Annotated in this window: 11 protein-coding genes; 4 read left to right on the forward strand and 7 right to left on the reverse strand. The window is 42.0% G+C overall.

Going from position 1 to position 14,598, the window contains the following annotated elements:
• Window positions 1-7: 7 nt before the first annotated feature.
• From AC1HCU_RS06505 to bla, 4 genes are all read left to right on the forward strand, one after another.
• Window positions 8-712: an outer membrane beta-barrel protein gene (locus AC1HCU_RS06505; RefSeq protein WP_480370515.1), complete on the forward strand. Its 705-nt coding sequence runs from the start codon at window positions 8-10 to the stop codon at window positions 710-712.
• A 35-nt stretch (window positions 713-747) separates the two neighbouring features.
• A complete protein-coding gene (locus tag AC1HCU_RS06510; protein ID WP_480370517.1) occupies window positions 748-1,464 on the forward strand; it encodes a porin family protein in 717 nt (238 codons plus the stop codon).
• Window positions 1,465-1,681: 217 nt separating this feature from the next.
• Window positions 1,682-2,254, forward strand: a complete 573-nt coding sequence (locus AC1HCU_RS06515) for a hypothetical protein (RefSeq protein WP_480370519.1) — start codon at window positions 1,682-1,684, stop codon at window positions 2,252-2,254.
• A 27-nt stretch (window positions 2,255-2,281) separates the two neighbouring features.
• The gene (bla, locus tag AC1HCU_RS06520; RefSeq protein WP_480370522.1) at window positions 2,282-3,343 is read left to right on the forward strand and encodes a subclass B1 metallo-beta-lactamase; all 1,062 of its coding nucleotides are present in this window, start codon (window positions 2,282-2,284) and stop codon (window positions 3,341-3,343) included.
• 385 nt (window positions 3,344-3,728) lie between these two features.
• On the opposite strand, the gene AC1HCU_RS06525 is transcribed toward bla, so the two are convergent.
• From AC1HCU_RS06525 to AC1HCU_RS06555, 7 genes are all read right to left on the reverse strand, one after another.
• On the reverse strand, window positions 3,729-4,724 hold the full coding sequence (locus AC1HCU_RS06525) for a Gfo/Idh/MocA family protein (RefSeq protein WP_480370525.1): 996 nt from the start codon (window positions 4,722-4,724) through the stop codon (window positions 3,729-3,731).
• Between the two features lie 13 nt (window positions 4,725-4,737).
• Window positions 4,738-6,174 (reverse strand): MFS transporter, encoded by a 1,437-nt coding sequence (locus AC1HCU_RS06530; protein WP_480370528.1) that lies wholly within the window; start codon window positions 6,172-6,174, stop codon window positions 4,738-4,740.
• 10 nt (window positions 6,175-6,184) lie between these two features.
• Entirely contained in the window at window positions 6,185-7,369 is a 1,185-nt protein-coding gene (locus AC1HCU_RS06535; RefSeq protein WP_286880563.1) for a Gfo/Idh/MocA family protein, read from the reverse strand.
• Window positions 7,370-7,523: 154 nt separating this feature from the next.
• A complete protein-coding gene (locus AC1HCU_RS06540) occupies window positions 7,524-9,149 on the reverse strand; it encodes a 3-keto-alpha-glucoside-1,2-lyase-like domain-containing protein (protein WP_480370532.1) in 1,626 nt (541 codons plus the stop codon).
• Between the two features lie 22 nt (window positions 9,150-9,171).
• Complete coding sequence (locus tag AC1HCU_RS06545; protein ID WP_480370535.1) at window positions 9,172-10,080, reverse strand: sugar phosphate isomerase/epimerase family protein; 909 nt, start codon at window positions 10,078-10,080, stop codon at window positions 9,172-9,174.
• A gap of 263 nt (window positions 10,081-10,343) precedes the next feature.
• Window positions 10,344-12,713, reverse strand: a complete 2,370-nt coding sequence (locus AC1HCU_RS06550) for a 3-keto-alpha-glucoside-1,2-lyase-like domain-containing protein (protein ID WP_480370538.1) — start codon at window positions 12,711-12,713, stop codon at window positions 10,344-10,346.
• Between the two features lie 13 nt (window positions 12,714-12,726).
• Window positions 12,727-14,511: a RagB/SusD family nutrient uptake outer membrane protein gene (locus tag AC1HCU_RS06555; RefSeq protein ID WP_286880568.1), complete on the reverse strand. Its 1,785-nt coding sequence runs from the start codon at window positions 14,509-14,511 to the stop codon at window positions 12,727-12,729.
• Window positions 14,512-14,598 lie beyond the last annotated feature (87 nt).

Genomic DNA, 14,598 nt, shown 5'->3' on the forward strand with positions numbered 1-14,598 from the left:
CCATTTTATGAAACGAATTTATCTTATCGTATTAGCTGCTACCTTTATTAGCGCATCGGCCATTTTGTCTGCAAATGCACAGCAGGCAACACCCTATCAGGTGGAATATCAAACTCCGCAAAACTACAAGGATTTCCGCTTTTCCATTGGCGGTGGTTATGCTTTTCGATTGGGGAAAGTGCAAAAAACCGGCGACTCCAAAATCGATGACATGAATAAAAAATTACGTCACGGTTTCACTGTTGACGCCGATGCACAATACTTTTTCAAGGAAGGCTGGGGATTGGGCTTGAATGCCAACTATTGTTCGGCAAGCACCTCGGGCGATAACATCACCATTCCCGGATTAAACCAAAGCGTAAATTACAAGGAAACACAAAGTTTTCTTTACGTTGGACCATCGTTTGTGGGGCGCAACGAATCTGAAAAATTTTTGCTGGTGTCCAATTTCGGTATTGGTCCGCTTTTCGTTAACAGCGACATGAACCTGAGCGGAGTTAGCGTAAACGGCAGTAAAACAACTATTGGCATAAATGCCGGAGTAGCGGGTGAATATAAAGTAAACAGCAAAACGGGTGTCGGGCTTAAGTTATCGTATGTGATGGGTACAATCGACAACATGAACGTGGAAGGGCAGAATTATAAATCGGAGGAGAAAATCAGCGTATCCAACCTGATGGCTACACTGTTTATCAGCTTTAGATCATGGTAATAAGAGCGTTATAATCTGCTTTTTAATTATAAATCATGAATAAAAGAATCATTCCTTTAGTCCTGTTGTTATTGTTGACGACAGCCACCTTCGCACAATTTCGCACAGGAGTAAAAGGCGGTGGAAACATCTCGAACATCAATATGAACATGAACGGTGTGGAACTGGAAATCTACAAGCCCCGCATGGGTGTGCATGCAGGATTTATGGCTGAATATATGTTTGGAGCCCACTTCGGGTTACAGACAGAATTGCTGTATGTATACAGCGGTGCAACCATTAACTCTGACAAATACACGCAAGGGTTGGAGGTCCCCGAAGGAGTTGAAATGGAGGGTTATGCAGATATGCACACATTCCAGCTGCCTTTGTATTTAAAAACAAAGTTCATTGTATCTCCCGCGATCAAGCTGTATGTTATGGGTGGCGGGTTTGCCACGTTTACGCCAACAGCCGAACAACACGTGCGAACGTCTTATGAAGGAGAATCCATGAAAGTGAAATGGAGTTTGTTTGATTCCAAAATCCGCATTCTGGATGTAGAAGAGAATAACGTGTATATGCAACAGCGGTGGAACGCAGGTTTAGCGGCCGAAATGGGCACCGAAGTGATGGACAGACTAACGGTCGGTGTAGGTTTCAGGCATGTACTGAACAACATGGCAGCATTCGGATATCTTGTTGGAGGCGGTTCCGTAAAACCCACCACGAAGATGTGGACGACAAATATCTCGGTGGGGTATTTCTTCTGACTTTTATCAGCAAGGCGATTTTAAAACGATATCGCATGGTTTCATTCTGAAACACGAGAGAGTACCTCCCTACCCGATATTAGGGAAAACAAGATGAGGCGAGAAGTTGCCTGTTACAGATTCATCAATCGACTAAAAAAAGAAACTAAAGAAACAATTATACACGCTGGTTAAAACAGTTATTTGTAAATGATATAACTTCTAAAATATCAAACATATGGAAAGGAGTAATCGCTCACTTTTAAGATTGATTTTTGTAAGTTGTTCATTATTCATATCAAGCATAGGTTTCACAGCATGTGAAAAAGAGAACTCCGATGAGCCTGAACTTCCCCGTCTTACCGGACGATTCTTCTATATGGACAACACCTACGAACTCGATCATGGAATCATATACAGAGATGCTGCCTATGCAGGAACACACGGTATTTACCTCTTTTCGGAAGACGGGCGCAACAAGGTGGATTTGTCCTTTATCGTACAGAGCTGGCCGACCGAAACGGGACCGCCTGTTGCAAGTGACCGGCTGTTGCCGGGATGGTATCAATTTATGGGCGAAACCGGGCAAACAGTTGGCAACAGGGTAAATGCGAAACTTAGTCTCGCTTATCGCTGTGATTTTTCTGAACGTTTCGAGGACTCGTATCCCCATTACGGGGTTGAAATTGAAGAAGAGGAAGATGGTAGCGGCTACCATCTCCGTATATTTACGCAAAATGAGCCGGGGAGCCCCCAAATCGACCGGGTTATATGCCGTGGACAATTCGCAGTATCCGTAAAACCAGGATAACAAGGCGCAACCTTCTATTATGAAAAAATGAAAACTTTATTAATGATTTGTTGTGTTGCATTTGTGACGGATGTAATCGGACAGACAGTTGTAGTAAATCCGGACGGGACTCACTCCGTAGTTCACGGCAATGTAATTGTAAATCCGGACGGGACTCACTCCGTAGTTCACGGCAATGTAATTGTAAATCCGGACGGGACCCACTCCACGGTTCATGGCAATGTAATTGTAAATCCAAACGGGACCCACTCCACGGTTCACGGCAACGTAATTGTAAATCCAAACGGGACCCACTCCACGGTTCACGGCAATGTAATTGTAAATCCGGACGGGACTCACTCCGTAGTTCACGGCAATGTAATTGTAAATCCGGACGGGACCCACTCCACGGTTCATGGCAATGTCAACATAGACAGAGTAACGGAAAAGAATGTATACAACTCAGCGTCTTTGATAATTAATCAGATTTCCGAATATGTATATCAACATATTTCATTTCTTGATTATGGGGATCTGGAGAAAATTTCGTGTAATGGAATGATTGTTGCAAAGGACAATGAAGCCGTTATTTTTGATACGCCGACAGACAATGAAACTTCTCGCGAACTGATTAACTGGCTTACACAATCGTTGAAATGCAAAATTATAGCGGTTGTTCCAACGCATTATCATATAGACAACTTGGGAGGCCTGGAGGAATTTCACAGACAGGGCATTATTTCTTACGCCTACAACAAAACGATACAGATAGCGAAAGAAAATGGATCTACGATACCAAAACAGGGGTTTGATAAGTATTTGAACTTAAATATCGGTAACGAGGCGGTGCATATTGAATTTTGTGGAGAAGGCCATACCTGCGATAACATTATTGGTTATTTCCCTTTGGAAGATATTATGTTTGGCGGTTGTTTAATAAAAGAAGCAGGAGCAGGAAAGGGTAATCTCGCGGAAGCGAATGTCGAAGAGTGGTCGGAAACGGTAAGAAAAGTAAAGATGAAATATCCAAAAGTAAAAAAAGTTATAACCGGACACGGGAAATCCGGCGGAATTGAACTTTTGGATTACACAATCGAGCTATTTGAATGAAAGGAAAAAAATACCCCGTCTGGATGGCACGAGACAACAACTACTACGACCCACAGGCTTATTCTCTAGTTCAACATGATTAACTTCCTCTTGATGCCGACGGTATGCAGGCTGTCAGACACCATGGTGAAATTATCGGCCGACATGAAGACGATTTAGGTCACCACAGTGTCTCTCCCTCAGAAATAGATGCCTGCAGGATGGCGGATGGGGAAAGCAGGCCCTTTAAAACAAGCAGATTTGGGTAATCAATCTCAAAATTGGAATTCTCACCTTTCACAGCGTACCGTATACATTGCAAGACATTGCAGAATGCACTTTCCCCATGCATCGGTTTGAACACTCACTCTGAGCAGGGGTGTTTATCGAAGATTTACAATTTTTTCTATAGTTTTATCCATTTATGTTCTTTGTTGCTTTCAACAATTGCATCAATAACTCTCATATTATTAATAGAATCACTAAGGGAAAACTCAATTTCACCATCTTCAATGATGGTTCTTGAAAAATAATCGGCTTGTCGAGTATATTGATTCTCAGGATCAAATGTAACTTCTTCTGCACACCCTTTGGTGTAAATCCAAACATGAGTCATCTTATCGACTGGAGCATTTACAGGTATCTCCACTTCAATTCTACCATTTTCGCCTACAATATTTACCCGTTGATAAGGCATTAATTGCGTGGAACACGTAAATGTTGCTGTTGCACCGGTTGAAAAAACAAGAATCCCCGAGGTCAGCCTGTCTGTTTTCATCACAGGATCCATATCCATTACACCAATCACTTTTTCAGGCTCCGAGTTGAGTATGAATCTCGAAAAGGATATGCAATAACAACCAATATCCATCAATGCTCCACCACCCACTTCTGTCCTGTTTCGAATATTGTTCGGGTCAATGTTGTAATATGAAAAAAACAGATTGACAGCGCTCACTTTTCCAATAGTACCGTTTTCAACAATTGACCTAACCTTATGCCACTGCGAATGAAAACGATACATGAACGCCTCCATTATTTTTAAATGAGGAAATTTATTAGAAGTGTCTAATAACTTTTGAGCGTCGGTTGAATTTAGTCCGATCGGCTTCTCGCATAAAACATGTTTTCCTGCTTCCAATGCTTTAATGGACCACTCCACATGTAAATGATTGGGAAGCGGTATGTATACCGCTTCAATATCCGGATCTTCTAAAAGTTTCTCGTAAGAATCATAAATCCTTTCTATGCCATGTTGAGCTGCAATTGTTGTTGCAAATTCTCTGTTTTCCGAGCCAATTCCCAATACACGGCTGCATTTACTTGCCTGAATAGCCGGTATCACTTTCTCTCTGCCAATTTTTGCAGTGCTTAATACTCCCCAATTAACGATACGTTTCATGTCATGTGATTATTTACAGTTCAGTTATTATTTTATATTTTGGCACTAAAGCTCTCATTATCGACCATCCGATCAGATAAGTAACAGCACAAAGACAAAACACGATAAAATATCCCGATTCAATTCCCTTAAATCCCAACAAACTCAAGCTACTGCTTTCAGCATAATCAAACAATACTCCTGAACCTTTGTTCATGATGAAAGAAGCAATTCCGCCTGCCAATCCACCAATGCCCGTAATTGTTCCAATGGCATGTTTGGGAAACATATCGCCGATTGTAGAGAACAAATTTGCCGACCAGGATTGATGTGCAGCCAATGCCACACCAATGATGATCACCGGAATCCATACTGAAATATAACCCAATGGCTGGGCAAACAATACAATCAGTGGAATAAAAGCAAATATCAACATCGATTTCATTCTTCCTTCGTATGGATTCATTCGTTTCTTATCAACATAGTAAGTCGGCAACCAGCCACCTACCAATGACAACATGCTGATTGCATACATTACAAAGATTTGAGGAGCACTTTGTGTGGAGTCTAATCCATACACTGAACTTAAATAAGCGGGCGTCCAAAACAAGAAAAACCACCAGGCACCATCGGACATGAATTTTCCGGCTGCAAATGCCCAGGTTTGCTTGTGTCGAAAAGCCTGCCTGTATGTCACTTTCCTCTCGTGGGTTGATGCTGCTTTCAGCTCTTCAAATTCTTTTTCATCTTGCTGGATATAGGTCAGTTCAGCGGCATTGACCCATTTATTTTCTTCCGGCTTTTTGTATAAGAATACCCAAAATGCCATCCAGATAAATCCGGTTGCACCTATAATGATAAATGCCATCTCCCATCCGTATGCTTTGGCTAAAAACGGTATGGTAAGCGGTGCAATAAGCGGACCGATTGCTGCACCCGAATTAAAAATACTGGTGGCAAATCCACGGTCTTTTTTCGGGAAATATTCGGCAACGGCTTTAATAGAGGCCGGGAAATTACCCGCTTCGCCAATTGCCAGCACAAACCGGGCAATCACGAACAGATACACACTTACAGAAGCTATTAATGTGGTGTTTTTGACAACGGACAATGCCTCAACGGCGCCTCTGAAACTCTCGGGCCAAACTCCGGTAACAATCGCGGCGGTTGCAAGTCCGCAGAAAGCATGTAAACAAGCTCCAAGTGACCAGATTCCAATTGCCCACATAAACCCTTTTTTGGTTCCCATCCAGTCCATAAACCTTCCGGCAAACAACATCCCGATTGCATAAAAAATAGAAAATAATCCTGTTATAGTGCCATAATCATTATTTGTCCAATGAAATTCCGGCGCGATAAAATCTTTCCAGGTCAATGAGAGGACCTGACGATCCATATAATTGATGGTAAGTGCCATAAACAGCATACCTACTACACCCCATCTGTAATTTGTTGATTTTTCTTTTTGCATGAATTATATTTTACTCAAAAACAGTAACTTGCACTTCTACTCCCCTGTTTTCTGCTGAAAGATAGGCTGAATATATTGTCGCAATCACATCCGCAGCAAGTTTGCTGTCACTTTCAATGGGCGTTCCATGAGCGGCTGTTTTATAAAATGCATCCATCTCGTGCTGATACCCATTGAACCAGCCTTCATCGGGCGAAATATTAGACCATCCTTGTTTCGTGCCTGTTTTTTCAACCACATAGATATCGTTGAAATTTTCATCCACAGGATTGTATGTCTGCATGGCATTGTTCGGCGTGATATTGCAAATGGTACGGTGATTGTTTGCATGTACTTCCACATAGTTTTTCACTCCTCCATGCAGCAGCTCGCTTGCCACCACATCGGCCACTGTTCCGTCTTCAAAAACGATGTGTGTGACTGCATAATCTTCCACGTCGGTATAGGTATCGCGCAAATGGCCTTGATTTTCAAAATTTTCCATTCTTGTGATTGCGTGAACCCGGGCTGAAATTGTTTTCGGGCGAATAGGTTTTCCGAAACGCACTTTGCCTTCCACATGCTTAAAATAGATGGTAGCAGCCAACGGATGACTGCCTTTTCCCATCAGCGAACCTCCACCGGCAAGTCTCCATTTTCCATAATCAAGCGAATGAGAGCCCGAATGAGACTGTTGCGCCTGAATCCAAAGTATTTGAGATTTTGTTTTCTCGATGATTTCGCGTTCTTTCTGTACCGCAGGGGCATATATCCAGTTTTCAGCGTACATGATTTTACCCTGGCTGTTCTTCTCGGCATCGAGCATCCGCTTGATACTTTCCAAGGCATTTTCAAGTCCTTTTTGACGAGGAAAGGTATCTCCATTAAATTCTGGAGAGCCATCACCAAAATACCCGGTAAAAGGCTTTTCAATAATGACAAACTTATTTTGCTTCAACACTTCAATTGCAATTGGCTCGTGTGTAACCGGAGGTGTGCAAACGTGAAGAACATCCGAAGCCGCAATTAACTCTTCCAATGTTTTGAATGTTTGCAGTCCTCTTTCATCCGCAAATTTTTGTGCATTTTCTGCATTTCTTGAAAAAACACCCGCAATTTCCACTTTTGTACTGAAGACACGTTGTAAAGCATCGAAATGAAATCGCGCAGCAAAACCCGAACCGATAATCCCGGCTCTTAAAACCTTTTTATCCATAAATAGTTAAAATATAATCCTTTATAAACTTCAACAAGTCAGACAAAATGTTGACAACAAAGACAACAGTTCTGTAAAGCCTCAGATAAGGCTTTTCAAATATCAATCACCACAATTTTACAATGCTGTAGCAATATGGAGCCACAGGGTGATCTTACTTATACTCGTTGGCAATAGCTGTTTCTAATTCTTTTAAAAGTGCAGGAACCATTTTCTCGGGTTCTGTCGGACGCATCGGAAAATCAGGTTGCGGTTGTCCTTTCATCACTTTGTCGCCCAATGTTTCAATAGGCAGATAACCTCTGTAGCCACTGTTATTCACAATTCTCAATAATCGCGGCATATCAATGCGAATGCGACTCAACACACCAAACGGACTCTCTTTTACTTGAAAATTAACCGCATAAGGCATGATTTTTTCAATGTCCACATAAGGGTCATCGGTTATGAAATAGCCTGTATCGACTATCACGCCGAACCAATCGGAGTTGACCATTTTCACTATTTCGATTGTTTCATCCGCTGTTTTTAAAAAGTCCCCGTGATTTTGTACACCCACAAGTACTCCATGCTGTTCACCATACTCCGCACATTCCCTCAAGCTTTCAGACATATATTTTGCTATGTCGTCCCAACGGTTCTCATATCCAGCAGGAATGGGCCCTGCAAATACACGAATGACCGGAGCTCCTAACTTTGAGGCAACTTCAATCCATTCTTTTACGTGTTTCACATCGGCTGCCCGTTTGGCAGGGTCGGGATTTGCAAAGTCATTCCTGACACCGGTTCCACTGATGTCAATTCCTTTCTTGAAAGCATATTTTTTCAAGTTATAGATAAATTCATCACCCGGAACAGCCGGGTAGCCCGGAAAATAGTATCCCGTGAGGTCCACGGCATCAAATCCATTGTCTGCACAATAATCAATCAGCTGAAAAAGGGTCATTCTCCCGCTATTCAAGTCTTTAGCAAAAGAGAAAGCGTTCAGACTTGTTTTAACGGCCGACTTTGTTTTTTTCTTTGTCAGATCTTGTTCAGATTTATGAAGTGCCGGATAGTTTTTGGATAAATCCTGAATTTTAATATTTTTCCATGAAACCTGCATTGGCTTTGGGTCTTTTACGGCATGAACCTGCAGTCCGATAAAACCCGATTTAGTCATATCGTCAAATAGTGCGGAAGCCAACACCCCATTCACCCATGTGTAGATGCGATAACCAGTCGCCTCCAAGCGAATGTGGTTCCACACTCCGGGTTTGAAGGCTTTTCGGGCAGCTTCGTTTTGAGTCAGATCATTCAGCCAGCCACGACGCTTTTCATCATAAATACCCCCTGTCCAACTCCTAGGTTCCGTTCCCGATGGGACAACATCACCATTTGACCGATAGTTAAACGGTTCTTTGGAGTAGAGTTCTTTTTGTATTGGGTCAATTTCTACTTGATAACCATGTACTATTCCATCTTTGTAGTTTTTATCGACATTGCTCCTGAATTGAATTCCGGAATTCAACCCTTCATCCACTTTAAAATCCAACTCTAAAATAAAGTCGCCGTAATGTTTTTTTGTAACTAAAAAGCTGTTTGGTGAGTTAAGAACAGTAGTGCCAACGATGGCCCCGTCTTTCACTTCATACTTTGCGCTACCTTGAATCTGCTCCCACCCGTTCAATGTTTTCCCATCGAAGAGGTTTTCCCACGGAATATTATCTTGAGAATAGCTGAAATTGACACAGCCTAATGCCGTTACAATAGCGAGAAATAAACTTTTTCTGATATTCATGCGAGATATTTTTAATTTTTTATTATTCTCCAAAAGCGGCTTTCTGAGCAGCTTTAACTTTTTTGTAAAAAACAGGCACTGCCGTATAGGGATCATAACCCGACTTTTTTTCCACAGCGATGCTTTTTTCAGCAGATGTTTTGTTTGAGAATGCAGCTTGTGTCACTTTGTTTGCCGCTGCTTTCGCTGCTTTACCACCTTGATTTTTTTTGCCTGAAGTTTTATTTGGGAGACCGGCCGCGGCAGCCGCTGCTTGTTCTGCTTGCTTTCTTGCTTTATTGCCACCCAACTTCGACAAGGTTTCAATCGGCAAATAACCTCTGTATCCGGTTCTTTTAATAATCTCCATGATACGCTCTAAATCAATCGGCACCACACTTGCAGCTCCAAATGCACTCTCTTTCAGCTGAAAATTAACCGCATAAGGCATCACTTTTTCAATATCCACATAGGGATCAGGGGTCAAAAAATAACCGGTGTCGACAATCACACCAAACCATTCGGAGTTTACCATTTGTACAAGTTTGATCGTTTCATCGGCAGTTTTCAAGAAATCCCCGTGATTCTGAACTCCAAGTAAAATACCTTTTTCCTTACCATAATCAGCACATTCTTTTATGCTTTCGGCCATGTATCCGGCCACCTCATCCCATTTATTTTCATAGCCTGATGGAACAGGACCTGCAAAAATACGCACAACGGGCGCTCCCAATTTTGCAGCCACATCTATCCACTCCTTCACGTGTTTGACGTCGGCAGCACGGTTGGCAGGATCAGGATCGGCAAAATTATTCCGAACCCCTGTACCTGTTATGATAATGCCTGAAGTATGTGCATACTTTTTCAGATTATAAATGAATTCATCACTGGGTAATTCAGGATAATTCGGAAAATAATAGCCGGTCAGATCAACACCGTCAAAACCTTGCACAGCACACCAGTCTATCAGTTCGAAAAGAGACATTTTCTCGCCACTCCGGTTTTTTGAGTAGTTCAATAGTGGTTTTGTGAATGAATAGGCATTCAACGCAATTTTCACATCAGCTTTACCGGGACGTTTGATGATTAAATTATCTTGTCCAAAAGAGTTTGATGCTCCAAACAGGAATACAGTTAAAAATAGTACGCTATAAAATAATTTCACTTTCATACGATTAAAATATTTTTTTTACATCAATATATATGAAACTCGCTTTAATTGCCCATCTCACCGTGAGTCAAGGTTTCCCAAATAATATGGTGATTTGTTCCCGTAGGACGATTGGTGGGGATTACTGCGCCAATTTTTGGTAAATTATTTCCCTTTCGGTTGTGGAAATGATTATAGGCAATCTCCCAGGTTGGATTCAGTGCAAATTCCAAATGTTCAGGCCAGGGCCTATTGTTGGGTTTCAGATATTGCCCTTGAAATTCCATTGCTGCCATGATTCTTTCTCCTTCTTCTCCATACAAGTCAACCCCTTGTATGTAGGCTGTTTCTGCCGCATTCACCATGGAGGCAAATGCCATCCAGGCATGGTGTGTATCGCGGGCTGTTTCTTGCAGAAGTCCATCGACAAATTCAGGGGTATATCCCTTGTTTCCCCATATAGCCATTCCGCATCCCGGTGGCTCAATCGGTGTAGGCCCATCCGATTTCAAATAAATATAGGCTGGCGTTCTTCCCCGCCACATCTTCACACCCAAGTCAAACACTTCCTTATCATCATTGAAAACGCCAATATTGATAAGAGCCTCACTCATAGCTAATTCCTTGTTCCCGTTTTCACAGTTACCATGTATGATAGAAGGTAAGTACTGTGTACGAAGCATGTTTTGAAATCTTGCGATGTCGGATTCTTTCCAGCCATCGTAGGTGTAACGGATAATTTCGGCAGCACGGGGCCAAACGGATCCGCACCAGGCAGCCTGAACAGGGCCATTGGCGTAATTGTGTCCGCCATTGAGGGTGTATGACCATTCGTTCATTATCCTGATGGCGTTCTCGGCATACGTTTTATTACGGGTAATCACCCAAAGCAATGCTTGAGAATAAGCAGCAATCACATCTGACTGTTCATCTTTACAACCGATATCCGGATTGGAATATGGACCACATGAAACAGTATCATACGCTGTAGGCATGTAATCCAGAGCGCCGTAGCGACTATCTTTCAATGCCATAAAAGCAGTTTTCTGGGGTTCAATACCATTATTAACACGGTTTCTTATTTCCTCCAACTGACCGGAATTAATTAAAATTCCGGGATGCACAAACTCTGATGCAGGAGCAGGTTTATCACTAAAAATATAAGTTGTATTGACACTTTTGTCCGCGTAGAATGGATTTAGTTCGCCTTCATAACTTGCATCGTATCTTTTGTTGCTGCTTCCTTTTTTCTTCCCGGACTTTTGATCTGCAGAGTTATTATTTACAGATGTTTTCTTTGAACCGTTTTTTAACGCTACATCAGCACCAACAGTAGTCCCTGCATTTTTTCTGCCGCCACCTTTTTTACCTCCGGCTTTATTGCCTCCTTTTTTGGTTGGGGACACCGTTTCCGAATCATCGTCCTGGCCGGATTTCGCTTCCACAGTTTGAAAGTTTTCGGTCCCTTTCAACGTTTTATCAATTACCCAGATATTTCTGAACTGATAAGCTGTTCCATGATCTTGCAAATAAACGGGTCCGACACCGGCTTCGCCTAATTTAGCCGTTGAGCCTTTTACAGAAACGATTTCAACATCATCATAAATGGTCACGCCGTTATGTACAAGTGTAATGCGGGCATTTTCTATTTTTTTTGTTCCGGTGGCATCGAACCGGGGGGCTCTGAAGTCAATATCAAATGTTTGCCATTGCATTGGTGGAAACGCCATATTGAAGGACGGGTATAAATCCTTCGGATCCGAGACATTTCCGAAACCAATCGGGGTTCCGCCGACTGTCCCATATGCATCTTTTATATTCAATTCATATCTTGACATTAAATATACGCCACCATTTGTAACGTCACCAAGCAATCTAAACTCAAGGTGCATTTCTAAATCGCCAAATTTTTGTTTGGTAATGATTGACCCGCTGTTTGGCACAACTTCAAGTATTCCTCCCGGCAAAATTTTCCAGTTGTCGGCGGGAGCCCCTCCCTCCAACCAGTCTTTTTCGGCTACCCTGGTCCACGCATCCATGTTTTTTCCGTTGAAGAGCACAATGGCATCTTTGGGAGCTTTCGCACCCATAGTTGGAGAAGTGCGCATAATGGGTTTCAAGGCAAAGGACTGATTTCCACTTTTCAGGCTCATATCTTTTTTACTGATTTTTCCACTCCAATTGCGGCCTGATATGGTCAGCTCAAACTCACTTGCTTTCACGCCGGCCAATTCGGCTATCGGTTTGCCGCGCGTTGTCAGGTCATCGACGATGTTGATTTTATATGCATTATTTTTGTCTTTGTATACTTGGGCAAAATAATTTCCACTCGTGGATTTCCAATCGCCACAGAATGCATCCAATCTATCAACGCCTTGCGAAAAAGCGAAAGATGAGATGAAAAGCAGTACAATTAAATTCAAATATTTCTTCATTTAATGGTCTTTTTTACTGATTAAAACCTGGATTTTGAGGCATTACAGAATTCAGATTGGCATCGATTACTGTTTGGGGAATGGCAAATAATGTGTCACGAAGCGTCATATTCTTATCTATCTTGTTAAATTCCTGTACCCTTCTGAAGAAGAATTTCTCCCCTCCCATTCTTAAAAGCGTATATCTGCGCTGTTCCTCCAGAAGCAGTTCCCGTGAACGTTCATCCAAAATATAATCCAGGAAGGAAGTCAGGTCTGTACCTAAATCGGATATTGTAACTAATTTTGCATTTGCGCGATCACGAAGCAAATTAATATCATCGGCTGCTCCTTGCAGATTGTTCAGTCGTCCTTTTGCTTCCGCACGTAGTAAAACAGTTTCTGCGAGACGCATAAAAACCTGATCTGAATGTGATTCGGTGGTGGTTGGAAAACCCGGGTCACAATATGCAAATTTCAAGCTGTAAGGCCAGTTGTTATCATTCGATGTATTGTCAGACAATAAATTAAAATTATACGCTCCACTTTGAAATTTGTCTCCAGGGTTTGTTACCTTTTTTTTGGAAGTAGGTGTAGCCAGCCAAACTGTATCGCCAGCTTTCCAAAGTTGTTTTGTGGCAGGATTTTGGATTCCGGCAAAATCATCCAATGCTCCTACTGTAAAATATTTTCGAATGGCATATTCCGATCCTCTTTGATCCAATCTTTTATTTAAACTGTCGCTTGATGAATAATACAGTAACAAGCCTTTTTTGGTCAATGTCTGTCTGCTCCAGCCTCTTCCACCTCTTTCATCGGTGTACGTGAGAAATCCCTTTTTACCACAATACTGAACCTGATCATACCTGTTTGTGGTTTCATGACGCATCAGATTATCACTTCCTCCCACTACATTTTGTTCGTACTGCAGCACCCACAACGCTTCGGTATTTCCATCCGAAATATTGGTTTTTGACGGATGAAACATATCCATAAAGGCAGCACCCGGTTTGTCAGAATTAGCTCCATACCGTGAAGTTATCAACTTATATGGACCCTTATTAATGCATTCATTAGTCCAGTATAATGCGGAGTCTGGCTTTCCGACAGCCAGGTAGGTTTCTGCCAAATAAGTTTGAACTGCACCGCGTGAGATATGTCCGGCCTTTTCGGGAATCCAGGGTAGATTTTCTGATGCATACTTTAAATCATTGATCATCAACTTCCGAATAACCGACACTTTCTCGCGAACGAGATCTGTTTGAATATTTTCGCCCGACACTTCTTCTGTCATTAACGGTACATCGCCCCATAAATAGGTTAGATGACGGTAAGCCCATGCGCGGATAGCCCGTGCCTCTGCTACAATTTTTTCTTTGTTGTTTTCGCCTACTCCCCAATCCACATCCGGATTTTCTGCACGCGAAATAATTTGGTTGGAAGCACTGACCGCCTTATAAAGCCATAAGAATATTTTGTCCAGGTTGGGATCGGTTGAGGTGCTTTTAGTCCAGTCACCCAAAAGCGTAGTCAATCCTCCCGAAGTTCCGGTAGCTACATTATCCGTTCCTGCTAAATAAATTTGAGAACAAAGGTCAATTTTTCCAAAACCTCCGGTATAATTTATTCCGCTTCTTTCTTGCTGAACCAATGAATAAAGTCCATTAATTCCTGCATTAAAACCGTCTACGTTGGTGTAAAGCACATCCGCAGTAATAAAATGTGGAGGTTTTTCTACCAGCATATCATCTGAGCAACTACCCAAAAAGCCAATTAACAGGAAAATTGCTAACACTGTTGTTATTTTTATCTTTTTCATACGATTATTTCATTTATTACATTATGGTGTATGGAACTCACGATAATCATCATCTTGGGTGTAATGATGTTCATGTTCGTTTCATTT

This window comes from Proteiniphilum sp. LBM24028 (assembly GCF_056629195.1).